Origin of the sequence: Mycolicibacterium arenosum, from assembly GCF_024320865.1 — a bacterium.
Taxonomy (GTDB): domain Bacteria; phylum Actinomycetota; class Actinomycetes; order Mycobacteriales; family Mycobacteriaceae; genus Mycobacterium; species Mycobacterium arenosum.
Map to the genome: position 1 here is coordinate 84,991 of NZ_JANDBD010000005.1, position 24,967 is coordinate 109,957.

The 24,967-nt window shown below is 68.0% G+C and carries 23 protein-coding genes; 7 read left to right on the top strand and 16 right to left on the bottom strand.

The window, feature by feature from the left end; translation table 11 throughout:
• Positions 1 to 25: 25 nt before the first annotated feature.
• The 5 genes from NM203_RS13670 to NM203_RS13690 all read left to right on the top strand — a co-directional run bounded on the left by NM203_RS13670 (position 26) and on the right by NM203_RS13690 (position 6,973).
• A complete protein-coding gene (locus tag NM203_RS13670; protein ID WP_255060522.1) occupies positions 26 to 1,207 on the top strand; it encodes an amidohydrolase family protein in 1,182 nt (393 codons plus the stop codon).
• Between the two features lie 71 nt (positions 1,208 to 1,278).
• Entirely contained in the window at positions 1,279 to 2,478 is a 1,200-nt protein-coding gene (locus tag NM203_RS13675) for a M24 family metallopeptidase (RefSeq protein WP_408633358.1), read from the top strand.
• On the top strand, positions 2,468 to 3,598 hold the full coding sequence (locus NM203_RS13680) for a M24 family metallopeptidase (protein ID WP_255060524.1): 1,131 nt from the start codon (positions 2,468 to 2,470) through the stop codon (positions 3,596 to 3,598). Before NM203_RS13675 ends, NM203_RS13680 begins: the two co-directional genes overlap by 11 nt.
• A gap of 4 nt (positions 3,599 to 3,602) precedes the next feature.
• On the top strand, positions 3,603 to 4,550 hold the full coding sequence (locus tag NM203_RS13685) for an enoyl-CoA hydratase/isomerase family protein (RefSeq protein ID WP_255060525.1): 948 nt from the start codon (positions 3,603 to 3,605) through the stop codon (positions 4,548 to 4,550).
• Positions 4,547 to 6,973, top strand: coding sequence for a CaiB/BaiF CoA transferase family protein (locus tag NM203_RS13690; protein ID WP_255060526.1), 2,427 nt, complete (start codon positions 4,547 to 4,549; stop codon positions 6,971 to 6,973). Before NM203_RS13685 ends, NM203_RS13690 begins: the two co-directional genes overlap by 4 nt.
• Before the next feature lie 136 nt (positions 6,974 to 7,109).
• On the opposite strand, the gene NM203_RS13695 is transcribed toward NM203_RS13690, so the two are convergent.
• The 4 genes from NM203_RS13695 to NM203_RS13710 all read right to left on the bottom strand — a co-directional run bounded on the left by NM203_RS13695 (position 7,110) and on the right by NM203_RS13710 (position 10,463).
• Positions 7,110 to 7,337 carry a hypothetical protein gene (locus NM203_RS13695; RefSeq protein ID WP_255060527.1) on the bottom strand — a complete coding sequence of 76 codons (228 nt, stop codon included), beginning with the start codon at positions 7,335 to 7,337 and terminating at the stop codon, positions 7,110 to 7,112.
• 130 nt (positions 7,338 to 7,467) lie between these two features.
• Entirely contained in the window at positions 7,468 to 8,748 is a 1,281-nt protein-coding gene (locus tag NM203_RS13700; protein WP_408633359.1) for a hypothetical protein, read from the bottom strand.
• A 2-nt stretch (positions 8,749 to 8,750) separates the two neighbouring features.
• A complete protein-coding gene (locus NM203_RS13705; protein WP_255060529.1) occupies positions 8,751 to 9,509 on the bottom strand; it encodes an SDR family NAD(P)-dependent oxidoreductase in 759 nt (252 codons plus the stop codon).
• Positions 9,510 to 9,515: 6 nt separating this feature from the next.
• On the bottom strand, positions 9,516 to 10,463 hold the full coding sequence (locus NM203_RS13710; protein WP_255060845.1) for an enoyl-CoA hydratase/isomerase family protein: 948 nt from the start codon (positions 10,461 to 10,463) through the stop codon (positions 9,516 to 9,518).
• 183 nt (positions 10,464 to 10,646) lie between these two features.
• On the opposite strand from NM203_RS13710, the gene NM203_RS13715 reads away from it, so the two are divergent.
• Positions 10,647 to 12,080, top strand: a complete 1,434-nt coding sequence (locus NM203_RS13715; RefSeq protein WP_255060530.1) for a WS/DGAT/MGAT family O-acyltransferase — start codon at positions 10,647 to 10,649, stop codon at positions 12,078 to 12,080.
• Here the strand turns inward: NM203_RS13715 and fadD12 are convergent.
• The 5 genes from fadD12 to NM203_RS13740 form a co-directional block, all read right to left on the bottom strand.
• Positions 12,077 to 13,720, bottom strand: coding sequence for an acyl-CoA ligase FadD12 (gene fadD12, locus NM203_RS13720; RefSeq protein ID WP_408633347.1), 1,644 nt, complete (start codon positions 13,718 to 13,720; stop codon positions 12,077 to 12,079). The two genes, NM203_RS13715 and fadD12, sit on opposite strands and share 4 nt — an antisense overlap.
• A 2-nt stretch (positions 13,721 to 13,722) precedes the next feature.
• Entirely contained in the window at positions 13,723 to 14,538 is an 816-nt protein-coding gene (locus NM203_RS13725; protein WP_255060531.1) for a lysophospholipid acyltransferase family protein, read from the bottom strand.
• 35 nt (positions 14,539 to 14,573) lie between these two features.
• Positions 14,574 to 15,407, bottom strand: a complete 834-nt coding sequence (locus NM203_RS13730) for a mycofactocin-coupled SDR family oxidoreductase (protein ID WP_255060532.1) — start codon at positions 15,405 to 15,407, stop codon at positions 14,574 to 14,576.
• A gap of 111 nt (positions 15,408 to 15,518) precedes the next feature.
• On the bottom strand, positions 15,519 to 16,319 hold the full coding sequence (locus NM203_RS13735; RefSeq protein WP_255060533.1) for an acyl-CoA thioesterase: 801 nt from the start codon (positions 16,317 to 16,319) through the stop codon (positions 15,519 to 15,521).
• A gap of 50 nt (positions 16,320 to 16,369) precedes the next feature.
• On the bottom strand, positions 16,370 to 17,020 hold the full coding sequence (locus NM203_RS13740) for a TetR/AcrR family transcriptional regulator (RefSeq protein WP_255060534.1): 651 nt from the start codon (positions 17,018 to 17,020) through the stop codon (positions 16,370 to 16,372).
• Positions 17,021 to 17,250: 230 nt separating this feature from the next.
• Here NM203_RS13740 and NM203_RS13745 point away from each other — a divergent pair, with 230 nt between their 5' ends.
• Entirely contained in the window at positions 17,251 to 18,432 is a 1,182-nt protein-coding gene (locus tag NM203_RS13745; protein WP_255060535.1) for an acyl-CoA dehydrogenase family protein, read from the top strand.
• A gap of 48 nt (positions 18,433 to 18,480) precedes the next feature.
• On the opposite strand, the gene NM203_RS13750 is transcribed toward NM203_RS13745, so the two are convergent.
• From NM203_RS13750 to NM203_RS13780, 7 genes are read right to left on the bottom strand one after another with little or no spacing between them, the layout of a single operon-like run.
• A complete protein-coding gene (locus NM203_RS13750) occupies positions 18,481 to 19,623 on the bottom strand; it encodes a sulfotransferase family protein (protein WP_255060536.1) in 1,143 nt (380 codons plus the stop codon).
• A gap of 3 nt (positions 19,624 to 19,626) precedes the next feature.
• Positions 19,627 to 20,655, bottom strand: a complete 1,029-nt coding sequence (locus NM203_RS13755) for a zinc-binding dehydrogenase (protein WP_255060537.1) — start codon at positions 20,653 to 20,655, stop codon at positions 19,627 to 19,629.
• Between the two features lie 46 nt (positions 20,656 to 20,701).
• A complete protein-coding gene (locus NM203_RS13760) occupies positions 20,702 to 21,334 on the bottom strand; it encodes a TetR/AcrR family transcriptional regulator (RefSeq protein ID WP_255060538.1) in 633 nt (210 codons plus the stop codon).
• A gap of 20 nt (positions 21,335 to 21,354) precedes the next feature.
• Complete coding sequence (locus NM203_RS13765; protein WP_255060847.1) at positions 21,355 to 22,134, bottom strand: acyl-CoA dehydrogenase family protein; 780 nt, start codon at positions 22,132 to 22,134, stop codon at positions 21,355 to 21,357.
• A 47-nt stretch (positions 22,135 to 22,181) separates the two neighbouring features.
• Positions 22,182 to 23,306: an acyl-CoA dehydrogenase family protein gene (locus tag NM203_RS13770; RefSeq protein ID WP_255060539.1), complete on the bottom strand. Its 1,125-nt coding sequence runs from the start codon at positions 23,304 to 23,306 to the stop codon at positions 22,182 to 22,184.
• Positions 23,303 to 23,761, bottom strand: a complete 459-nt coding sequence (locus tag NM203_RS13775) for a nuclear transport factor 2 family protein (RefSeq protein ID WP_255060540.1) — start codon at positions 23,759 to 23,761, stop codon at positions 23,303 to 23,305. Before NM203_RS13775 ends, NM203_RS13770 begins: the two co-directional genes overlap by 4 nt.
• Positions 23,748 to 24,965 (bottom strand): metal-dependent hydrolase family protein, encoded by a 1,218-nt coding sequence (locus tag NM203_RS13780; protein ID WP_255060541.1) that lies wholly within the window; start codon positions 24,963 to 24,965, stop codon positions 23,748 to 23,750. Before NM203_RS13780 ends, NM203_RS13775 begins: the two co-directional genes overlap by 14 nt.
• Between the last annotated feature and the right edge of the window lie 2 nt (positions 24,966 to 24,967).

The following is a 24,967-nucleotide window of genomic DNA, read 5'->3' on the forward strand; positions in this document are numbered from 1 at the left end:
CCGCAGTTCGATTGGAGTTCCAACGATGTCAACACCAACAGTGACGCCACCGCCCAGCCTGTATCCCCCCGAAGGCTTCGGTGCGCCGAAGAACCGACACGGGCACGCCACCGGCAGTGTTGTCGGGCTGCCACAAGGCACCGAGATCTTCTCGGCCGACAACCACATCTCGGTCGCGGAGGACATCTTCTACGAGCGCTTCCCCGAGGAGCTGAAGGGAGCCGCGCCGCGCATCTGGTACGAGGACGGCGCCTACATGGTCGGCATGAAGGGCAAAGCCTGGACCGGCGGCGACTTCGGTCGGGTGCTGATGCAGTACGACGATCTCGCCGGCGCCGCGTCGAACAACATCGAGGCGCGCATCCGCGAGCTCAAAGAGGACGGCATCGACAAGGAGCTGGCGTTCCCGAACGCCGTGCTCGCGCTGTTCCACTACCCCGATAAGAGTCTGCGCGAGCGCGTGTTCCGCATCTACAACGAGCACATCGCCGACCTGCAGGAGCGCAGCAACGGGCACTTCTACGGTGTTGGGCTCATCAACTGGTGGGATCCCAAGGGCACGCGCGACACGCTGGCAGAGCTCAAGAGCCTGGGGCTCAAGACCTTTCTGCTGCCGCTGAATCCCGGTAAGGACGACGAAGGCAACATCTACGACTACGGCAGCACCGACATGGATGCCGTCTGGGACGAGATCGAGGCCTCGGGAATCCCGGTCAGCCATCACATCGGCGAGACCCCGCCGAAGACGCCGTGCCAGAACAACAGCGTCGTCGTCGGCATGATGGTGAACGTCGACTCGTTCCGCGAGCAGTTCGCCAAGTACGTGTTCTCCGGGATCCTCGATCGCCACCCGGCGCTCAAGGTCGGTTGGTTCGAGGGTGGAATCGCCTGGGTGCCAACCGCTCTCCAGGATGCCGAGCACATGCTCGCCTCCTACCGGCACATGTTCAACCACGAGCTGCAGCACGACGTCCGGCACTACTGGAGCCACCACATGGCCGCGTCGTTCATGGTCGATCCGCTCGGCCTGGAACTCATCGACAAGATCGGGGTCGACAACGTGATGTGGTCGAGCGACTACCCGCACAACGAGTCGACCTTCGGGTACTCGGAGAAGTCGCTGAAGACCGTCGTCGACGCCGTGGGCCCCGACGCGGCCACCAAGATCGTCAGCACCAACATCAAGCAGTTCCTGGGGATCTCGTGACAGCCGTGTCGGCACCGTCGTCAGCGGGTCTGGCACTACTCGACATCCCGGAACTCCCCGACCGCGCCAGGATGTACCGCGAATGCGGAGCACGCCTGCGGGCGTCGATGCGGGAGAAGGGCGTCGACGCCCTCGTGCTGCTGGGCAACGGCAACGTGGTCTACGCGACGGGGGCGAGTTGGCCGCTGCTCGATGCCGGGCTGTCGCACGTCGAACGCCCGGTGGCCATCGTGCTTGTCGACGACGAGCACCCGCACCTCTTCATGCCGTTCGCCGAAGGCAGCGCGTTCGACACCGAGGTTCCCGCCGACCACCTCCACGGTCCGCTCTACCTCGAATTCGACGAGGGCGTGGAGCACTTCGCGACCGTGCTGGCGGGGCTGGTCCCGGTGGGCGCAACGGTCGCGGTCGATGAGCTCACCGGGGCGATGCGCCGCGTCGCAGGCCGACTGTTCCCCGCGGGTCCGCCATCCGATGCCGCACTGGTGATCGGTCCGGCCAAACTGGTGAAGACCGTCGACCAGATCTCGGCCGTCCGACAGGCCTGCCGCATCACCGAGCAGGCGCTCGTCGACGTGCAGGCGTCGGTAGCACCTGGGGTGCGCCAGATGGATCTGTCGGCTCAATTCGTCCGGCGTGCATTCGAACTCGGCGCCACCACGAACATGATCGAGGCCATTTGGCAGGTGATGCCGACGACGCGCAGCAGCGGCGCCGTCTGGACCACGACCGGTGACCTGGCGCTTCCGCTGCTGCCGACGGAGAAGCCGTTGGCCAAGGGCGACGTGCTGTGGACCGACATCAGCATCACGTTCGAGGGGTACTGCTCGGACTGGGGACGCACCTGGGTGGTGGGGGAGGACCCCACACCCGCGCAACAGGCGAACTTCGCCAAGTGGCGGGCGATTCTGGACGCCGTGCTTGCCGTGACCAGGGCTGGAGCCACCAGTGGTGACCTCGCGCGTGCGGCGATCGCGGCCAACGGCGGCAGTAAGCCGTGGTTGCCGCACTTCTACCTGGGTCACGGCATCGGCACGAATGCCGCCGAAATGCCCATGATCGGAACCGATCTCGGGAGTGACTTCGATGACAACTTCGTGTTCCCCGCGGGCATGCTGTTGGTGCTCGAGCCCGTCGTCTGGGAGGACGGTACCGGTGGCTACCGCGGTGAGGAGATCGTGATCATCACCGAGGACGGCTACCAGTCGATCACCGATTACCCCTACGCGCCGTACGGCACCGAACTGATCGGCCACGCCCATGCCAACTGAAATCCAGTCCGATGGCTTCGAGTTGCGCACCGGTCGGCGCGCGCGTGTGCTGGCTCGGATGGCGGCCGACGACCTCGACGTCCTGGTGCTGGGCCGTCAGGCCAACGTCCGTTACGTGACCGGGGCACCGCAACTCTGGGTCGCGGGCACGCGGCCGTTCGCACCGATCTGCGTGCTGGTCCGCGCCACCGGCGAGATACACCTGAACAGCAGCTGGGACGAGGGCATCCCCGAGGAGATCGATCACGATCACCTCTACGGGCTGGCGTGGAATCCCATGACGATCATCGAGAAGCTCAAGAACATCGCGGGAGCAGCCGAGGCGAAGCGCGTCGGCACCGATGCGATGTCGCCGTCGTTCGCGACGATGCTTCCGATCGCCTTCCCCAACGCGGAGCTCGTCGACGCCGAGGTGGCGATGAAGGCCGCGCGGCGCACCAAGACGCCCGACGAGATCGGCGTGCTCCGCGGTGCGCTCGCCGTCGCCGAGCGCGGACTCTCGGCTGCGGTGTCCGCACTCGCCGTCGGTACCACCGAGCAGGCGCTGAACGGCGTGCTCATGGAGGCCATGGCCGCGGGCGGGTACAGCACGTCCGCCACTCAGGACGGGGCGTGGATCACGTCCCGTGAGCACTCCTGGCGGGTCGGGCGTCGAGACGGTCGGATCGCCGAGGGTGATCTGGTGGCGTTCGCCGCCGGCGCGCTCGCCGACGGGTACGTCGGCGAGGTCGGCCGGACGTGGCCGGTGGGTGACGTGCCGGGCGCCGACGCGTTGTTCGCCCGGTCGAACGACCTCTGGGAGAGGCTCGTCGACGCGTGCCGACCGGGAGCGCCGGCCGGTGACCTGCTGGCGGCCTACGGCGCCGCAGGCGAAGCGCTGCCACCGATACCCGTTGCCCACGGACTCGGCCTCGGTTTCGACCCGCCGGTGATCTCACCGGACCTGCCGCGGACATCGGCCGACGAGCGGCTCGATCCCGGTTCGGTGCTCGCCGTCACGGCGTACGTCTGGGAACCGGGAGTCGGCGCGGTGTTCCACCGGGACGCAGTGCTCATCGGCGAGGACGGCCCGGAGGTACTGACCTCCAGCCCGTCGTGGGCGCAGTCCGTCAGTTCCTGAGCCCATGCCATCCGGACAGGCACCGCCGCCTGAGGAGATCGTCCGCTACGAGAAGGACCCCGAGACCAAGATCGCGACGATCACGTTCGATCGGCCGGACTTGCTCAACGCGCCGACCTCGGCGGCCCGGTTGCGTTACGCCGATCTGCTGCGCGGCGCCAGTGTGGACGACGAGGTCAAGGTCGTCGTAATCCGCGGTGCCGGTGACGATCTCGGCAGCGGCGCGGATCTGCCGGACTTCATGTCGGGTACCGACGCCGACCGGCTCGCGGAACTCCGCGTCGAGGACTCGGACGTCGTGCACCCGCCGAAGGAGTCGTTCCGGCACGGCGCCACGATGGGGGCGTGGTACGCCAACGCAGCGGCGGGCAACCGGGCGCTGCAGGAGTTCAAGAAGATCAGCATCGTGGAGGCGAAGGGCTACTGCTACGGCTGGCACTTCTACCAATGCGCCGACGCAGACATCGTGATCTCCAGTGAGGAGGCGCTGTTCGGGCATCCGTCGTTCCGGTACTTCGGCTGGGGCCCGCGGATGTGGACGTGGGTGTTGACGATGGGGCTGCGGCCCTTTCAGGAGATGGTGTTCACCGGCCGCCCGTTCACCGCGCAGGAGATGAAGGACTGCAACTTCCTGAACCGGGTAGTCGCGCGCGATCAGCTCGAGGCCGAAGTCGAGAAGTACGCGCTGGCGTGTGCCCGTAATCGGCCGACTGACAGCATCTTTCAGCAGAAGATGTTCTTCGAGGTGGTCAAGCAGTTCCAGGGCGAGTACCTCGGCAGCCTGCTGTCCGGCGTCTTCGAGTCACTGGGCGGTGCCGCCCGCCCCGATGCCGGGAGCTTCATGCTCGGCGACGCGATCGACGTCGGTCTCGCCGACGCGGTGAACGACAACGACGCGAAGTTCCCGCCCGAGTTCCGGTTGAGCAAGTCCAGGAGAGAACAGCCAGAGTGACCACAGCAGCGCCGCCGCTGGGCGGCTACACGATCGTCGACCTGTCCAGTGGGATCGCCGGAGCGTACTGCACCAGGCTCCTCGCCGACGCCGGCGCCGACGTCGTGAAGATCGAGGCGCCGGAGGGGGATCCGCTGCGGGTGTGGTCGGCCTCCGGGGCGGAGCTGTCCGGGGACGGCGCGCTGTTCACCTTCCTCGCGGGCGGTAAGCAGGGCGTCGTCGCGGACCCGGACAACGCCGCCGACGTGGCGATGGTCGAGGCGCTGCTGGCATCCGCCGACGCCGTGGTCTGGTCCCGTGGTTCGCGGATCGCCGATCTGCCCGCGCTCGCGCCGCAGGCGGTTCACGACCGGCATCCCCATCTCGTCGTCACATCGATCACCCCGTTCGGCCTCGACGGACCGTGGCGCGATCAGCCCGCGACCGAGTTCACTCTTCAGGCGTGGTCCGGTGGGGCGATCGGCATCGGTCGCGGTTCCCAGGACCGCGCCCCGGTGCACGTGGGGGGCCGGGCCGGGGACTGGGTCTGCGGCGCCTACGCCTCGGCGCTGACGCTCGCGTTCCGCGCCCGCGCATTGCGCGACGGCCACGGAGAGCTGATCGACCTGTCGATGCTGGAGGCCCAGATCCTCTGTCTCACCTACTATCCGGTGACCTACTTCGAGATGCTCGGCAGGCCGTGGCGCACCGAGCGCAAGCCGACGGTGCCGGGGGTCGCACAGGCGGCGGACGGGCTCGTCGCCCTCGGATGCGGGACGGCGCAGCAGTGGTTCGACCTGTGCGCGATGTCCGGTCACGACGAGTGGATCGACGAGGAGTCGTCGCTGACCATCACCGAGCAGGCGAACCTGCACGCCGAGGAACTCTACGAGTGGCTACGCGGTCAGAACGTCGACGACGTTCGCGATCTCGCGTCGGCTTTCCGCATCCCCAATTCGCCGGTGGCTAACGGAGCGAACGTCACCGACATGGACCACTACATCGAGCGCGGCTCCTTCGTGGCCAATCCGCACGGCGGGTTCACTCAACCCGGTCACCCGTATCGACTCGGCGGTGTCGCCCTGGCACCTCCGCGCCCGGCGCCGCGCCTCGGCGAGCACACCGATGCGCATCGCGCCGCGGTGCCCCCGGTGCGGACCGCACCGGCGTCCACGCGGGACCCGTTGCCGCTGAGCGGCCTTCGCGTACTCGACATGACGACCTTCTGGGCGGGTCCGTCGTGCACGCACGCGATGGCGCTGCTCGGCGCCGAAGTCATCCACCTCGAGTCCACGCGCCGGCCCGACGGCACTCGGCTCATCGCGGGTATCCCGGCGACGGTGCCGCAGTGGTGGGAGCAGTCGCCGATCTTCTCGGCGCTCAACTCCAACAAGCTCGGCGTGACGCTGGACTTCCAAACCGAGCGTGGACTCGATCTGCTCCGCCGGCTCATCGCGACGTGCGACGTCGTGGTCGAGAACTTCACGCCTCGGGTGATCGACCAGCTGGGACTCGACTTCGACTCGGTACGCGCCCTGCGCGAGGACATCATCATGCTGCGGATGCCGGGTTTCGGGCTGGACGGTCCGTGGCGGGACAATCCCGCGTTCGCGTACATCATCGAGGACGCCACCGGATTGAGTTGGCTCACCGGCTATCCCGACCGCAATCCGTACGAGCCGTACTCGATCGGCGACCCGAACGCGGGGATCCACGCCCTCAACGCCGTCCAACTGGCGCTCGAGCACCGACGCCGCACCGGCGAGGGGGTCCTCGTCGAAGCGGCCATGGCGGACGCCGCGCTGCACATCGCCGCCGAGCAGGTGATCGAGTACACCGCGTACGGAGCACTGCTGGAGCGGGCGGGTAACCGCGGTCCTGCCGCGGCACCGCAGAACATCTACCAGGTGAGCGGAATCGACGAGTTCGGCCGCGATGACTGCTGGGTGGCCCTCGCCGTCGGCTCGGACGCGCAGTGGCGGGCGTTGCGGGAGGCTCTCGGCTCGCCCGACTGGGCGATGGCGGCCGATCTCGACGTCGAAGCCGGGCGCCGCGCCAGGCACGACGATATCGACGCGGCGCTGGCCGCGTGGTGTCGGGACCGGACCGGTGACGAGGTCGTCGCGACGCTGTGGCCGGCGGGGGTGCCGGTCGGCAAGGTGCTGCAGCCACACCGCCAGACGGAGATCGAGCAGCTGGCCCACCGGGGGTTCTTCGAGCAACTCGGTCATCCGGTGAACACGTCGGCGTCCCACAGCACGCTGCCCGCGCGGCTCGCCAACGGGCCGGCGTCGTTCCATCGGCAACCCGCGCCGCTGCTGGGCGAGCACAACGCCGAGGTCCTTCGGGGGATCGGTGTGACCGACGACGAGCTCGCGTCGCTCTACGACGACGGTGTCATCGGCGATGCCCCCGCAACGGGACGCCGTAAGGCCGCGCGGTAACAGCGCAATTCCATTCGGCAATTCGATTCCGGCAATTGCGACATTCATGTGAAACTCAAATATGTGCATTTCACATGAATGCACGACACCGCGGAACCGACCAATTCAGTCGATTCCGCGGAGTCGTGTCGTGTGATCAATCCCAGAACAGGAACGGCGCCGGCGACGACCACTGGCCGTAGCTGCGCGGCTCCGAAACCTTGTCGGGCGTCGCGTCGATAGCCACGTGACCATTGCGTTGTGTGATCGTCGCGCCGGCAGGGGCGGGTTCGGCGATGGGGACGGCGACGGCGGCGGGGGCGGCGGCGATCGCGGCGGCGGCCGCGCCGGCGACCGCGATCGAGGCGAGGTGGCGGAACTTCATGATGTTCTCCTAGTTTTACGAGTGCCGATATCCGGGACTCCGTTTCGGTGACGAACTCCAATGTATTCGGGCGCTACGGGAACGCCAGGAATTCACATGTGCCACAAATAAACGGCCGCGGGCAGGAGTGCTACGAGAGGTCGGCGAACAACGCACGGAAGTCGTAGCGCTGCCACAGGTCCAGCACGTTCGTCAGCATCTGCAGCGGAGCGCGAAGTGCCTCGTCGTCCGCGATTCGCGCGTCCGCGCGGGTGAGCCCGGCCAGAGAGTCGCCGAGGCGGGCGCGCAGCAGCGCCGGAACGTCCAGCAGCCACGCGACACCCATGACGGCGACGTAGTGAAACAGCCTGGTGCGCAGGTGCTCCACCTCGAGGTCCGGGCCACCCGCCGCGCTGTACTCCGCGACGAAGAGTGCCAGCAGTTCGTCGAGGTGGCGATCCCACAGCGTGGCCTCGGCGCCGGACAGCGCGCCCCACAGCGCCATGGCGACGTGCATCCGACTCACGCAGCCCCAGTCGAGCAGCCCGCACGCCAGATCCTCGCGGATGTCGCGGAAGAACCACGCGTTGTCGACGTTGGCGTTCCAGTGGCACAGCGCGAGGTAGTCGGCGTCGGCTTCCATGAGTCGCCAGACCTCGGTTTCGTGCGCCGCGATCGCTGCCCCGGTCTCGGGCAGCGCCGCGAGGAAGCTCTCAGCGCGGACGAACGGTCGGAACAATCCCGGCTGCGCGGACACGAAGTCGGCCAGCCGAACGAGTTTGCGTGCCAGGGACTCCGGGTCGACTTTCACCCGCTCACCGACCGCGGCGGCCTGCAGATCCACCGGGAACCGGGCGATCAGGTCGGTCGGGAAGCGGCCTGCGCGCTGGGTTCCGGCCAGCCGGGCCAGCGCGGTGATCAGCGCGCGGTAGTGCTCGAGTTGGTCGGGCATGCGATAGTCCAGGCACTTGTGATACTGCGGTTCGATACCGTTGGCGCCGAACGTGATTCGCTCGGTGATCAGGATGCCGGTGCCCGATTCGCGGTGGTAGTCGGCGAACAGCGTCTCCGGCACGACGATCGGGAAGTCCGGATGCCGCGACAGTTCCGCCAGCCGAATCTCCTGCTCCATCTGCGTCCGTCCGACGTCGCGGGCGGGGTCCAGCAGATCGCGGGAGAACTTGACGAACAGGTCGGTGCGCAGGTGCGGTGCGGGGTCGGCGTACTCCACTCGGAGCAGCGCCTTGCGGCCGGTGCTGCCCCCGGACACCTCCGTCAACTCCGTCACCCGCGATACGCGATTGTGCGCGCGGAGAGTGCCCGAGGCCTGAAACGCGCGCGTCAGGAAGGCCGGCCCGGCGGCGCGCAGATCCTCGGGCGTCCCGGGTAGCGGCAAGCCGTAGTCGTCACCGGCGAAGTCCACGATGTCAATGCTTACCAGGTCTGCTCCGCGGAGCGCACCAGCATCTCGTTGACGGCCACTCGGCGGCTGCGCGTCACCATGTAGGCGACCGCGTCCGCGACGTCCTCCGGTTCGAGTGGGAGCTTGCCCGCCGTCCTGGACTGCTGCGCCGCGAGCGCCGCCGGGGACAGGTGATCGATGATCTCGGTCCGGACCGTGCCCGGTTCGACGAGACCGACGCGGACCCGCTTCGGGATCAGCTCCTGCCGGATGCCCTCGCAGAACGCCCCGACGCCGAACTTGGTCAGCGAGTACACGGCGGTACCCGGCCTCGCCACACGTCCTCCCGTCGAGCTGATCGCGACGACGTCCGCAACGTGCCGTGGACCGTCGGCTGCCGCGGCGATGAGGTGGGGCAGTGCCGCGTGGGTGACGTAGAGGACGCCCTGCACGTTCACCGCGACGAGGTCGTCCCACTCCTGAAGGGGCGCTTGGTCGGCCTCGCCCATCCGGAGCAGCCCGGCGTTGCTGACCAGGATGTCCAGCCGGCCCAGCGTGTCGACCGTCCGCGTGATGGCTGCCGACACCTGCCCGGCGTGGGTCACGTCGGCGGGCACGACCAGGGCCGTACCACCCGCCGCCTCGATCTCGGCGGCGACGGCCGCCAGTCGGTCGGCCCGCCGAGCCAGCAGGGCGATCGACGCGCCCTGTCCGGCAAGGGCTTTCGCCGTCGCCGCGCCGATTCCGCTGCTCGCACCGGTCACCAGGGCGACGGTGCCCGTGAGCGTCACCGCGGCTCAGGGCTTCCTGCGACCGGACCGGCTCAGCCGCCACTCGGGCGGGAAGTTCATGTCGTTGTCCTTGACGACGTTGTTGAGCCCCTTCTCGAAGGTGCCGTCGGTGAGATCGACGTCGTTCTGCTGGTCGTTCTGAATCAACGGCAGCATGCCCTCGACCATCCCGGTGAGCAGGCTGCCGAAGTACTCGCCCTTGTGCTGCTTGTACAGCTCGAGGAACGTCTTCTGGACGGCGACGGTGTCGGTCGGGCGCGTCTTGGAACACGCCAGCGCGTACTTCTCGGTCTCCTTCTCGAGGTCCGCGCGGGGCACGACGCTGTTGAGGAATCCGCAGTCGTTCATCTCGGCGGCGGTGAACGGCCGTCCGGTGAAGAGCATTTCGGAGAACTTGCGCAACCCCATGGTCTCAGCCCACCACCACAGCCGCGGACCCCAGCCGACGTAGCGGAACGCCGGATGGCCGAACAGCGCGTCGTCCGAGGAGATGACCAGGTCCGCGTCGCCGGCCTGGTAGAAGTGCCAGCCGTAGCAGTACCCCTTGGCTTCGATGATGCTGATCTTGCGCAGTTCCTGCAGCGGCCGGTTTCCCGCGCGCGCCTTGGCGTAGAAGTCGGTCACCGTCGACAGATAGCGGTACGAGCCACCGGGCGGGTACGTCACGTCGTCGTCGTTGATCGCCAACTCGTGGTTCAGCGGCATGCCGGGGTTCTCGAGCATGTCGCGCTGCTCGGGGAGATCACCGCCGCTTCCGAAATCCTCGCCCTCGCCGCGGATCACGACCACCTTGACGTCGTCGTCGACATTGCACTTGTGGATCAGGTCGGCGTAGAGCTGCCGCATGCCGAGCGTGGTGGAGTTCTGCGCCTCGGGCCGATCGAAGGTGATGTAGGCGATGCGGTTAGTGCGGTCCTTCTCGAACCGGATGAACTGCTCGGCTTCCCTCTTCATCTCCTCGTAGTCGAATCGGGGCTTGCTCGTGTCCTCAGCGCTCACCCCGCCAGTTTCGCAGTGCCGACGTGGCCGCGGGTCGTTTGGACGCTTTGCTTAATGGCTCGGTGTCGCGAATCCGCCCGGCCGGGTGGACATCGGTGGTTTCATGAGGCTGGGCGGGTGTCGACGGCGAGGTGGGGTATGAGGCGACTCAACGGCATGGACGCCTACCTGCTCTACACCGAAACCCCGAACCTGCATTCGCACACCCTCAAGGTGGCGATCGTCGACGCCGGAGGCATCGAGGACTTCGGCTTCGAGCAGTTCCGCACTCACTTCGCTCGCCGACTGCATCTGCTGGAGCCGCTTCGGTACCGGCTGGTGGAGATCCCGTGGCGCATGCACCACCCGATGTGGCTGGAGGACTGCGACGTCGACCTCGACTACCACCTGCGCCGGGTTCGGGTACCGGCTCCCGGTGGTCGGCGCGAACTGGACGACGTCATCTCGCGAATCGCGTCGACCCCGCTGGACCGCGGCAGGCCGCTGTGGGAGTTCCACTTCGCCGAAGGACTGGCGGGCCGGCGCTACGCGCTGATCGGAAAGGTGCATCACGCGCTCGCCGACGGCGTCGCGTCCGTCAACCTGCTCGCGCGCGCGATGGACATCGTCGGCGGCGACGTCGACGAAAGCGACCCCGGCGACGGCGGCGCGGTGCCGAGCGCCTCCGAGTTGCTCGCCGAGGCGGGGCGCGACCACGTCAAGCAGATCGGCGAGTTGCCCGGACTGCTGAAGGACGCGGTCAAGGGCTTCACGCGAGTGCGTCACCGCGCGAGGGAACGCGGTGATCACCCCGACCTCGCGGACAACTTCAGCGCGCCCGCGACGTTCCTGAACCACCAGGTGTCGCCGGCGCGGCGATTCGGCAGTGCGGCGGTGGCGCTCGCCGACGTCAAGGCGACGGCGAAGGCGCTGAACGTCAGCCTCAACGACGTCGTCCTGGCCACGGCGGCGGGCGCGCTGCGCGAGTTGCTCCAGCGCTACGACGGCGGAGCCGACGAGCCGATCATCGCGTCGGTCCCGACCGCGACCAACAGGTCCCCGGATCGGGTGACCGGCAACGAGATCAGCGGGCTGTCGATATCGCTGCCCGTGCACATCGCCGACCCGCTCGAACGCGTCCGCCTGGTGGCGGTCGCGACGGGCCGGGCGAAGGAGGACCACGAACTCATCGGCCCCGAGTTGTACTGCCGCCTGATGACGTATCTTCCGACGGCGGTCGCCCCGGCGGCGTTCACCTGGCTGTCCAGGCGGGACGGCCGCAACAAGATGATGAACGTCGCGGTGTCCAACGTGCCGGGACCACGGATGCGCGGCCACTTCGCGGGCGCACCCGTCAGCGAGATCTACTCGACGGGCGTGCTGTCCCTCGGGGCGGCGGTGAACATCACGGTGTGGAGCTACGTCGACCAGATGGGCATCGCGGTGCTCACCGACGATCGGACGTTCGGCGACGTACACGAGGCGACGGATGCCCTGGTCCGCTCCTTCGCCGAGATCCACTCCGCAGCAGGGCTTTCCGGCCAACTGGCGGTCGTCGATGCCGCGTTGCCCGCAGTCTCGGCCGACCGCTAGTCCTCGGCGCTGGCGCGCAGCTCGGCCCGCAGGATCTTTCCGGTGGCGTTGCGGGGGAGTTCGTCGAGCACCCTGATCTCGCGCGGCACCTTGTAGTTGGCGAGATTGTCGCGGACGAACGCGCGCAGGTCGTCGGTTGACGACGAGGCACCCGGCGTCAGCACGACGAAGGCGACGAGCCGTTGACCGTACTGCTCGTCGGACACCCCGACGACGCTCGCCTCGGCGACCTCGGGATGCGTCGTCAGCGTCTTCTCGACCTCGATGGGGTAGACGTTCTCCCCGCCGGAGACGATCATCTCGTCGTCGCGGCCGACGACGAACAGCCGGCCGGCCGAGTCGACGTAGCCCATATCGCCGGACGCCATGAACCCGTCGTGGAAGTGCTTGGCCGTGCCCGGCGAACCTCCCGTGTAGCCGTCGAAAAGCGTTCCGCTGCGAACGAATATCTGCCCGGTGTCGCCAGCGGGCACCTCGCGGTGGTCGCCGTCCAGGATGCGCACCTCGGTGCCCGCGGCCGGTCTGCCCGCGGTGTCCGGTGCAGCCCGCAGATCGGCGGGGGTGGCGGTCGCGATCATGCCCGCCTCGGTCGCGTTGTAGTTGTTGTAGACCACGTCGCCGAACTCGTCCATGAACGCCGTCACGACGTCGGGCCGCATTCGCGAGCCGGACGCGGTGACGAACCGCAGCGATCGGCACGGATAGCGCCGCCGGACGGCGGGCGGCAGATCCATGATCCGGTCCAGCATCACGGGCACGACGACGAGTCCGGTCGCGCCGGTGCGGTCGACCAACTCCAGTGTCGCCTCGGGATCGAACCGGCGACGCGTCGCGATCGTCGTCGCCATGAACGCGGCGAAGATCAGCTGCGAGTAGCCCCAGGCGTGGAACATCGGAGCGGCGATCACCGTGACCTCCTCCGCGCGCCAGGGAATGCGATCGAGGATGCCCTTTAGCTCTGCGGCGCCGCCACCCGACGTCGACCGCGCGCCCTTCGGAGTGCCGGTCGTGCCCGAGGTCAGCAGCACCACCTTGCTCTTGCGTCCCGTCGAGGTGGGCTTCGAGCCGTGATGGGCCGCGATGAGCGAGTCGACGGTCAGATCGCCAGCACTGGCGGTGGATTCGGTCCACGCCAGCACTCGCGCCGTGTCGGGCCGGTCCGTCAGTGCGCGCCCGACGATGTCGGCGAACTCGTCGTCGTACACGACGGCGTCGACATCCTCACGCGTCACGACCTCAGCGAGTGCGGGCCCGGCGAACGAGGTGTTCAGTAGCAGCACGTCGACCCCGAGCCGGTCGGCGGCGATCAGCGCCGCGACGAATCCGCGGTGGTTGCGGCACATGATCCCGACGGTGCGCAGCGTGCCGGGCAGCGTCTGCAGCCCCGCCGCGAGCGCCGCTGCCCGCTGGTCGAGCTGTTTCCAGGTCAGGGTGCCGAGTTCGTCGATCAGTCCCGGCCGGTCCGGGCAGCGTTGCGCGGCGATCGCGAAACCCATTGTCACCGAACCGCCTCCGCGCGCAGCGGCGGCCATCCGGAGGTACCTGTCGGGCCGTAGCGGCGCTAGCACACCCGCCCGGACGAAGGTACCCAGCGTCGCGGCGACACCGCCGAACCCCGATTGCAGTGAGCGTGCGTCCACGGTCAGCCCAGGATAGGGAAGCGGCGCTTGCGCTTCAGCTCGTTGAGTGCGGACTGCATGGCGGACCGGACGTACACGTCGACCTCGTCGACATCGGGGTCGGGGCCGAAGCGCTCGACGACGTCGATGGGCTCCAGCACCTGCGTGACGATCTTGGTGGGCAACGGCAGGTTGGGCGGCACGATCACGCTGAAGCCGAAGGGGAACCCGAACGTCACCGGCAGGATCTCCATGCGCGCCTTGGTCAAACCCAGCAGCTTCGCCAACGTGTTGCCGCGGGTCAGGAAGAGCTGGCTCTCCTGTCCACCGATCGACACCGCGGGCACGATCGGCACTCCCGCCGCGATGGCGGTGCGCACGTAGCCGGTGCGCCCGGCGAAGTCGATTGTCGTGTCCTCGAAGGTGGGCCGGTAGGAGTCGTAGTCGCCGCCGGGAAACACCAGCACGACACCGCCGAAAGCCAGTGCGGCCGAGGCGTTCTCGCGGCTCGCCTCGATGACCCCGACCTTGGGCATGACGTCGCCGAGGGGGCCCATCACCACGCCGTAGTGGGCGAGCGTGATAAGGGGCCGGTCGTACCCGAAGCGCTTGTAGAACGCCGAACCGAACAGCAGCACATCGGGTGTCAGCATTCCGCCGGAGTGGTTGGACACCACCAGCGCGCCGCCCTCGGCGGGGAATGCGTCGAGCCCGTGCAGTTCGGCGCGGAAGTAGCGTCGCAGAAGCGGCCCGACCCGCTCGACCACGGTCCTCGTGACGGAGGGGCTGAACTGGTCGAGTCCGCCGATGGTGCCCTCCGCGACCTCATCGTCGCTCATCGATCGAGTCTGTCAGGCCCGCGAGCGCCCCGCGGCTACTTGAGGCAGCTGCCGCCGTCGACCGGAAGGGCGACGCCGGTGATGTAGCGGGCCTCGTCGGAGGCGAGGAACAGCACCGCGTTCGCGACGTCCTCCGGCTCGACCCAGCCGATCGGCAGCGTGTGCATGAGCTGGCCGACGATCTTCATGTCGTCCGGACCCGGATTCTCCAGGTCGGGGCGGAACAGCTTCATCGTGCCGTCGTTCATGAACAGCGGTGTGTTCACGTTGGTGGGGCAGACGCTGTTGACGCGGACGTTCTGCGCGCCGAGTTCGACGGCGAACGTGCGCATCAGGCCGATGACGCCGTGTTTGGCGGCGACGTAGTGGCCGGTGTGCGGGTAGGCCTTCAGGCCGCCGACCGAGCTGGTGAGGATGATCGAGCCGCCCTTACCGCCCGCGAGGATATGGGGCACACCGGCTTTGACGGTCTTCCACACGCCGGACAGGTTGACGGCGATCATGTCGTCCCAGTCGCCCTCGCTGGTCTTGTCCAGCGTCTGGCCGCCGTTGCCGATGCCCGCGTTGGCGACGATGATGTCGAGCTTGCCGAACTCCTCGACGCCCGCGTCGACCGCCGCCTTGAGCGCGTCGAAATCGCGTGTGTCGACCTCAGCGGTGTGGATGCGGCCGCCGGCGTTCTTCACCAGGTCCGCGGTCTCGGCGAGGTCCTCGGGCGTCGACAGTGGAATCTGAACGCTGTCGATCTGCTTGCAGATGTCGACCGCGATGATGTCGGCGCCCTCTTCGGCCAGCCGAACCGCGTGCGCCCGGCCCTGACCCCGCGCCGCGCCGCTGACGAACGCGACCTTGCCCTCTACACGACCCACTTCATGCTCCTCTGGTTCCACGGCGGTGTGCTGTGCACATGCTCAGCACTCTTACATTCTGGTCCCATTGTGTCAACGACGAGAGGCCGTCGAGCCGTTTGTAGACAGCGCTTAGATCGCGATCCGGAGCAGGGCTTCCTGCGCATAGGACGCGACGAGGGTGCCGTCGTCGGTCAGCAGGTCGCCACGGCCGAAGGACCGGCCGTGGGCGACGATCGGACTGTGCTGTCGAAGCAGCAGCCAGCCGTCGGTGCGGAACGGGCGGTGGAACCAGATGGTGTGGCTCGTGACCGCCGACGTGAACTGGGTGCCGTTGCCGGTCTGGCTCAGGCCGTCGAGTGGGCGCACGGCGGTGCCGATCAGCGTGAGGTCCGTGGCGTAGGCGGCGAGGGCCTGGGCGAGCGCCGGATCGACTTCCGGTGTGCGCATCCAGATCTCGCACTCGGGGGGACCGACGTGAGGCGCATTGAGATCGGCTGTGGCCCTGGTGTCCCAGGGGATGAGGTCGAGGCCGACGGCGTACTCGGGCCCGAGCAGGCCGGGTACGGGCTCGACTGTCTGCAGGGCCGGCCCGTCCTCGGTCACGTGCATTGAGATCGACGCCGTCCCGATCGGACCCTTACTCTGTGCCGCGAGCACCGAGAGTGTCGCAAAGGACCGCCCCTCGTGGTGAACGGTGACGTCGTAGACGACCGGCTCGTCGGCACGGCCTTCGCGCGGGAACAGCGCGTGGAGGGACTTGACCGACTTCTCGGGGCACACCAGTTCGGCGGCCCGGATGAACTGGCCGAGCAGCTGTCCACCGAACACGCGGTGGTACTCGAGCGTCTGATTGCGGGCGGTGAAGTGGTTCCCGGACCGCGTGGTTGCCATGTCGAGGCACGCCAGGAGGTCGGACCAGAGGTCGGTCACGCTCGCGAGTGTAAGCGAAGTTCTACGACGGTGAGAATGTAATTCTCAGGCTAGTCGGCGGCGAATCCGTGGGAGCAGAAGTCCCATACCTCGTCGGCCGAGATCGGCTTGATGGTGGCGTCGTCGCTGCCGCTGGACTGCGCGACGAACATCACCGTCTGCATGGTCATCGCGGCCATGCGCTTCGGGTTGATGCTGGAGCGCAGGGCGCCGGCCTCGTAAGCCTGCTCCATCAGCTCCGTGAGCAGGGCGACGAGTGGCGCGTGAGCCACCTTGACCTCGGACGGATGCGACACCAGCAGGCGCGGTGCGAAGTCGGTGAACAGGGGTCGCTTGGCCGTCGGATCAGGACGTGACGACTCGAAGAGCAGTTGGATGGCGACCTTGAGCCGCTCCAGGGGATCCGACTGGCTGGCGGTCGCGGCGCGGATCTGATCGGCCGAACGGCTCAGCGCGTCCTCGAACAAGGCCAGCAGCAGTTCGTGCTTACCGTCGAACTGCAGGTAGAAACTCCGTAGCGACTGTCGTGAGCGGTCGACGACCTCCTGCACCGTGAAATCGGTGCTGCCCTTTTCGATGATGATCGCCTGCGCCGCGTCCAGAAAACGCTGTACGCGTTGGGCGGCGCGCAATTTGGCCGTTTTGATCGAGCGTTCGACCGCGCGCTGCTTCCATGCGGGTTCTTCGCTCGGACTCGTCACCGGTGCCCCGAAATCAGTCTGAGATGCGGGCCGATCAGGGAGAACATGCATGAACTGTACCGGAGAACGCCTGGGCATCGTGGTCCTAGCCCCCCTCCCGGCCACCGTGTCTGAGATTGTAACTTTCTCATGGCGAGAATAGTATTCTCATTCGTAGCTTTTCAGAAGCCTTACCTGGAAAGTCTGCATTCCTTTCCCGCAGGTGAACGTGCACGAGCATCGGAGGGCCAGTGCAACTGACGTTCGATCCGGCCATCGAGGAGTTCCGCGCCGAGTTCGTCGCCTTCCTCGACGAGCACGTTCCGACGGCCGCCGACGCGCTGCAGCGGTCGCGGTCGTCGTCCGATGTGCCGCCGTGGGGGCGACGGTGGCAGCGGCTGCTCTTCGACAGCGGCTGGCTGGTGCCCGGCAATCCACCGGAGTTCGGCGGGCGCAACGCGTCGATCCTCGAGCAGTTCGTCTACTTCGAGGAGCTCTCGAGGCGGCGCATCGTGCACAACTTCAACCAGCAGGGCGTCGGCATCATCGCGGCGTCCCTGTTGACGTTCGGCTCCGACGAGCAGAAGTCGACGTGGGCGGTGCCGATCCTGCGTGCCGACAAGACCGCTGCGCTCGGGATGAGCGAGCCGGGTGCGGGCTCCGACCTCGCGTCGTTGCGCACGCGTGCCGAGTTGGTCTCGGACGGCGACCACTTCGTCGTCAACGGCCAGAAGGTCTGGACGTCGGGTGCCCACGATTCCGACGTCATCCTGACGTTCGTCCGCACCGATCCCGATGCGCCGAAGCACAGGGGGATCAGCGCGCTGCTGATCCCCACCGATCTCGACGGTGTGACGTGTCGGCCCTTCGCGTCGGCGTGGGATCGCGAGGACGTCGACTTCAACGAGGTGTTCTTCACCGATGTGCGGGTGCCTGCCGCGAATCTCGTCGGCCCGCGGGGCGACGGCTGGCGCGTCGCGAACGGCTCGCTGGGCCACGAGCGGACGATGCTGTGGATCAGCTACGCCGATCGGTTGCGCGACATGCTCGAGGACTTCACGCCCGCAACCGAAATCGATCGCGACCGCTATGCGACGCTGGCGATGGACAACCAGGCGCTGCGCCTGCTCGGCTCCGCGGGATTGGCACGCGCGGCGCGCGGCGAGGAGGACGTGCCGGGCATGGCGGTGCTGAAACTGCTGGGCGCCGAAGCGGGTCAGTCGGCGTCCGAGCACGTCCTCGCGTCCGTTGGCGTCGACGCGCTGGCGCACCCGGCGAACTCGACTCCCTACCAACACATGAACCACGACGGCTATGCGGGTAGCTGGTTCGATCGCTACGGCCGGTCGTTCGCGGGCACGATCGCCGGCGGCACCTCGGAGATCCAGCGCAACATCATCGCGCAGCGCGTCCTCGGATTACCGCGGGGTTAGTGATTTCGGCGCGCATTTCCGGGCTCAGCCCCGGAAATCGCGCCCGAATCACTCTAGCGGGATGTCGTATTGCTCAACGTATTCCGCGAATCGTTCGGCAATCGCGCCCGCCTCCAACCCGTAGTCCTCGAGCCGGTAACCGTGAGCGCCGAACCGGCCCTTCGGATTGGCGGCGACGAACGCGGCCACGGCGTCGCGTGCGGGCCCGTCGAACTCCCTGTCGGATGCGGCGTAGATGCGCTCGACGGTGCCGAGCGGATCGCACACCAGATCGGCGTACTGCACGTCGATGATCCGACGTTCGGGATGGGTCGACCGGAACGTCTCGCTGCGGTCGACGGACTCGGCGAGCATGTCGGTCCAGTGCGTCGCGATGTACGCGGTGTGGTCGGCGTCGCTGAACGTACCGGTGAGCGTCGAGATCAGACTGCACGCCGACGCGCACAGTACCGTCGGGTCACGATGCAGCAGAACCAGATTCGCGTCGGGATACTCGGCGGCCAGCGCCGGAAGGGCGATCGCGTGGTTGGGACTCTTCAGCGTCCAGGCGCCCCGCCGGCCACCGCTCTGCAGCACCTGCAGCGCGCGCCGGTGATAGGCGTACGCCGACGCGTAGTCGGCCTCGAGCAGCCACTGGCTGTACGTCGGCACGTTCGCCAACGCCTCCCACGTCAGGCTCTTGAAGTCCTGGCCGAGCAGCGTGATGCACTCCGTCGGTCCCTCGGCGTCCTCGTGGTGGACCACGCGCATCTGAGGATTGAGCGATTCGAGCATGTCGATCGCCTGGTTGGCCGCGTCGACGCGGGGCCCGGCGCGATAGGTCTGCGGTGTCGGGGGAGGGACGCTGTCGGAGGCCTCCCAGCGCAGCAGCGCGCGGTTGTGCGGATCCTGGTCGAGCAGTTGACTGAGGAACGTCGTCCCGGCCCGGAACATCCCGACGACGACGAGAGGTGCGACGATCCGCTCGTCGGCGATGAACGGATTGGCCCGTATCCAGTCGTGGACCTTCAGGCGGTTGACCAGGCTGCCGATCACGTTCTGCTGCATGGCGAACCGGCCGATGTCGTTGAGCTGCGCCTCCGCCTCGACCGACTCGCACAGCACGGCGAGGCCCGTCCTGAAGTCATCGGGACCGAAGTCGTCGCTCCCAGCGGCCTCGGCCGCCGCATCCAGCACCTCGTCGACGTTCACGGACTAGCTCGCGATCGTCACGACGGTGCGGCCCGCGGTGCGGCGGTTGGCGTGATCGTCGAGCGCCGCGCCCACTTGCTCCATCGTGACGGTGCGCCCGATGACGGGCCGAACCGCTTGGGACGCGACGAGATCCAGCAGCGCCCCGTGCACGTCACGACCCACGTCGGCGGGCCACATGTTGAGGCCGAATCGGCGGAAGTCGACCGGCAGTTCGCCGTAGCCGAGGATGACGCCGAGCACCGAGATGTTGCCCATCGACACCTTGCGCAGCGGCCTGCCCGTCAGCCCCGACTGGGGGTCGTCGTTGAAACCGACTGGCACGTAGCGTCCCTCGCGGGCCAGGCAGGTCCACACCGCCTCGGTGCCGTCACCGCCTGTCACGTCGACGGCGACGTCGGCGCCGCGGTTCTCGGTGCGCGCGTTCACCTCGTCGAACAGGTCGGCCGAGGTGTGATCGATGAACGACGCCCCGAGTTCCTCGCAGAGTCGGCCCTTCTCGGGTCCGCCCGCGACAGCGATGACGTGCGCGCCGGCGGCCACGCCGAGTTGAATGACCGCCGTGCCGACCGCGCTGGCGCCGCCGATCACCAGCAGCGTTTCACCCGCAGTGAGGTGCGCTCGTCGGTGCAGTGCGAGGTAACCGACGTGGAACGGCAGCGTGAAGGCCGCCGCCGCGACGTCGTCGAGTTCGGGGGGAGCGTCGAAGGTTCCGGTAACTGGTGCGAGCGCGTATTCGGCCATGCCGCCCAGCGACTGGTTGGTCATCGCGACGACGCGACGGCCCACCGCGTCCTCCGCGCCCTCACCCGCCGCGTCCACCACGCCGCAGACGTCCATGCCGAGGGTGAAGGGCACCTGACCCATGACGCTCGCCACCGTGCCACGGCAGCGAGCGATGTCGCCGAAGTTTACCGAGGCCGCGCTCACCACGATGCGGACCTCGCCGGGACCGGGTTCGGGAATCGGAACGTCCCGGATCTCGAGTGCATCCACGGGGTCGCCGTGCTGGACGACGCGAACTGCCTTCACTCGATCGACCTCCCGCGTCAGACCGTAGTAAGCAGGTGTGCTTATGTCAACGAGCGGGCGCGGCCATGGCGGCGGCGGCCATCGCGACGAGGTTCGCGACGAACGGCTCCGATTCGAGCTGCGGCCTACCGCTCCGTGTCCGGCGCTCGAGCAGCCGTGCGCGATCCGCGATGGCGCGCAGGATGAACATGACCATGAGCGAGAAGCGTTCGGTGCGAAGCTCGTCCGTGAGATGACCGGTGCGTTCGGTCAGCAGTGCGAAAACGTCGTTGCCGCCGGTGCGGGCCAGGACCTCCTGCAGTTCGGCGCTGTACTGGGCCATGTCCTCGCCCGTGAGCTCGGCGATGATCAGGAGGCAGCAGCGCCCCCGCCAGCCGCTGTCGGCGAGTTCCGCGGCGGGCCGGACCAGTGCCTCGATGACGGGTTCGAGCCCCGACTCGTTTTCTGCGACCTCGAGTAGTTCGCCCTCACGCTGGGCGAGGAACGCCGCGTGCCGGTCGATGACCGCGCACAGCACGCCGTCCCGTGAGCCGAAGTGGTAGCGCAGCGCCGCCCGGTTGCGTTGTCCAGCCTGCCGGGTGATGTCGATGAGCGACGCCGAGAACACCCCGTCGCGAGCGAAGGCGCGCGCCGCGGCGTCGAGTAACCCGGCTCTGGTCTTCGACGCGTCGGGTGGCACGCGCTGGATTCTAGGTTGCGCTAGAGCTGGGCGAGGCGGGGGACCGAGCCGCGGGCGCGGAGCCCCGCACCGGCGCGGCGGGTGAGTTCTCTTGAGCTACCGAGCAATCCGTCCAGCACCAGCACGCGTTTCACGTGGTGGTGCAGGGCGTGCTCCTCGGTGAAGCCGATGCCGCCCAGCACCTGCTGGCAGTGCTTGGCGGCGGTCAGCGCGGCCTTGCCCGCGGCGGCCTTGGCGAGCAGCGCGGTCAAGTCGGGGCTGTCGTCACCGGGGATGTCCAGCGTGGCCTCGGCGCCCTCGATCGCGACCAGCGTCTCCGCCAGCCGGTGCCGGACGGCCTGGAAGCCCGCGATCGGCTTGCCGAACTGGACCCGGTCGAGCGCGTGCTGGCGGGCGAGTGCCAGCATCGCCCGAGCGGAGCCGATCAGCCACCAGCTCACCGCGCTGCGGGCTTCGGCCAGCCGGATCGGATAGCCCTCCTCCTCGCGGCGCAGCGGCAGCCCGCCGAGGGTGTCGACGTTGACACCCTCGGCGGTCCGATCCCACACCACCCAGCTGTTCCCGATGTAGGGCAGTGGCAGCTCCAGCGTGCCGCCGATGGTGTTGCCGGTCGCGTGCAACACGACATCGACGAGAACCGATGCGTGCGAACCCGTTTCGCCGAGCAGCCGGAACACCAGCGGAACCGCCTGGTCGGCGTGGTCGGCCAACATTTCGGCCCAGCCCAGCTCCATCAGGGCGGCGTCGAGCTCCGGGCCGGACGCGGACAGCATGGTCTTGCGCAGCCCGTCTTCGAGCATGGCGAGCGATACCGAGTCGAACGGGCCGTCCGATGTCGTCACTACGGTCACTCCTTCCCGAGATCGAGCAGGCGGCGGGCGATGATGTTGCGCTGCACTTCGGCAGTGCCGCCGTAAATGGAGGAGGCCCGCGAGTACAGGTACTCGGTGCGCCACTCGCCGCCGTCGAGTTCGATGACGCCCGGTAGCAGGTCGCGGACCGTGTCGTACAGCTGCTGCTCGGCGGCGGCGAGCAGCACCTTGTCGATCGAGGTGTCCGCGCCGAGTTTCGCTCCGTCGGCGAGCCGCTGCTGCGTGGCGCGCGAGCGGCAGCGCAGCGTGTGCAGGGCCAGATAGGCCGCGCCCAGATCGACGTCGACGGCCTTGTCGCTGCCGCGAACCTCGGCGACCAGTGCGTCGAAGCGCGAGTACAGGTAGGCGATGCGCTGCCAGAAGCAGGTGGACCGCTCGTACGGCAGCAGGTCCATCGCGAGCTTCCAGCCGTCGCCCGGCTGCCCCAGCATCCGGTCCGCGGACACGACGACGTCGTCGAAGTAGACCTCGCAGAACTCGTCGACGCCGTGCATCGTGCGCAACGGGCGCACGGTGACGCCGGGGGAGTCCAGATCGACGAAGAACGCGGTGATGGCGTCGTGGTTCGGGGTGTCCGGGCCGCCGGTGCGCGTGAGCAGCACACAGCGCGACGCGTACTGCGCGAAGCTCGTCCACACCTTCTGGCCGTTCACGATCCAGGTGTCACCGTCCTGCACCGCCCTCGTGGTCAGCGACGCCAGGTCACTACCCGAGCCGGGTTCGGAGAAGCCCTGGCACCAGGACTCCTCGCCCGAGAGCAGCTTCGGCACCATCTCGGTTGCCAGCTCCGGTCGGGCGTAGTCGATCATCGTCGGGGTCAGCACCTCGAGCATGGAATACGGTCCGGGGTGGTCGATTCCGCGGCCGACGATCTCCTCGCCGACGATGGCCCGCAGGATCTCCGGGCCGCCGAGACCGCCCGCCGACTCCGGCCAGCCGTAGCGCATCCACCCCGCGGCGTACAGCGCCTTCAGTGCGCGGAGGTGCTGAGCCTGGTGCGCGTCGAGCGAGTGGTCGCCCGGCGGCGGGGTGAGGTCGTTCTCGGCGAGCCAGTCCTGCAACGCCGTGCGGAACGCGGCGGGTTCGAAGAGCTCGCTCATCGCGCTCCCGGAGCCGCCCCTGCGGCGACATCGCCATCGGGCCTCCCGATCGCGTGGGGGCGCCCGGAGTCGTGGTCGCCGTTGCGTCGGATGAACGTCATCGCGCGGGTCTTGAGCCGCCAGCCGTCGTCGGTGCGCAGGTAGGTGTCCTTGTAGTAGCCGATGCGCATGTCGTGCTTGGAGTGCTCGATGAAGCACAGCGGCTGAGTGCCCGATGCAGAGTCGGGGGTGTCGTCGTCGAACTCGACGAGCGGCGTGCCGGTCATGAACAGGCCGCTGGGCGCTGCCGCGACGAGTTCGGGGAAGCGTGCCAGCGTGTAGGTCGAGCCGAACGCGCTGTACGTGCCGTCCGGCGTGAACACCTCCACCAGGCCCTCGACGTCACCCTGGGTGATGGTGACGGCGTACTTGGCCAGCAGCTGCTGGATCTCGACCAGATCGTCAGTTCGCGTCATGTCGGTAGACCTTACCGCCCTTCATTACAAAGTTGACGTCCCGTGTAACGGTGATGTCCACCAGTGGATCGCCGGGCACCGCGATGATGTCGGCCAGGTACCCCTCGGCGATGCGGCCCAGGTCCGTGGAGTTGATCAGGTCGGCGGCCACCACCGTGGCGGCCCGAAGCACCGCGGCCGGCGGCATTCCCCAGTCCACCAGCGTGACGAGTTCGTCGGCGTTCTTGCCGTGCGGGATGGCCGGCGCGTCGCTGCCGACGGCGATCTTGACGCCCGCCTCATAGGCCGCCTTGATCGAGGTCTTCGCCTTCGGGAACATCTCGGCGGCCTTGTCCTGCAACTCCTTCGGCGCCCGCGAGACGTCCATCGCCTCGGCGAGTCGACGGGTCGTCACCAGGAAGCGGTCGTTGTCGACGAGCATCTGGATGGCCTCGTCGTCCATCAGGAAGCCGTGCTCGATGCAGTCGATCCCGCACGCGACGGCGTGTTTCACCGCTTCGGCGCCGTGGGTGTGCGCGGCGACGCGGAGTCCGCGGCGATGCGCCTCGTCGACGATGGCCCGGAGCTCCTCATCCGAATAGTGTTGCGCGCCCGCCTCACCCGTCATCGACATCACGCCACCGGAGACGCACACCTTGATCAGCTGGGCGCCGTGCTTGATCTGGTAGCGCACCGCCTTGCGGATCTCGTCGACGCCGTTGGCGATGCCCTCCTCGATGGTGAGCTCCAGTGCGCCCGGCATGAAGGCGGCGAACATCGTGGGGTCGAGGTGCCCACCCGTCGGGGTGATCGCGTGACCTGCGGGCACGAAACGGGGGCCGTCGACCAGGCCCGCATCGATCGCCTTGGACAGCGCGACGTCCAGCAGGTAACCACCCGTCTTGACGAACAACCCGAGGTTGCGCACCGTCGTGAAGCCGGCACGCAGCGTGCGCCGCGCGTTGCCGATGGAGCGAATCGTCCTGGTCGGCGGGTCGTCCTGAACCTGGGATAGGCCTGGGCTCTCGCCGCGCCCGCCCATGAACAGGTTGACCTCCATGTCCATCAGGCCGGGCAGCAGGATCGAGTCACCGAGATCGATCACGTCCCCTTCGGGGTCGCCGCCCAGGCCGACGATGACGCCGTCCTCGACCTTGATGACCGCCGGCCGGACGAGCTCGCCCTTGTCGACGTCGACGTAACCCGCAGCCTTGAGGGTTAACACGC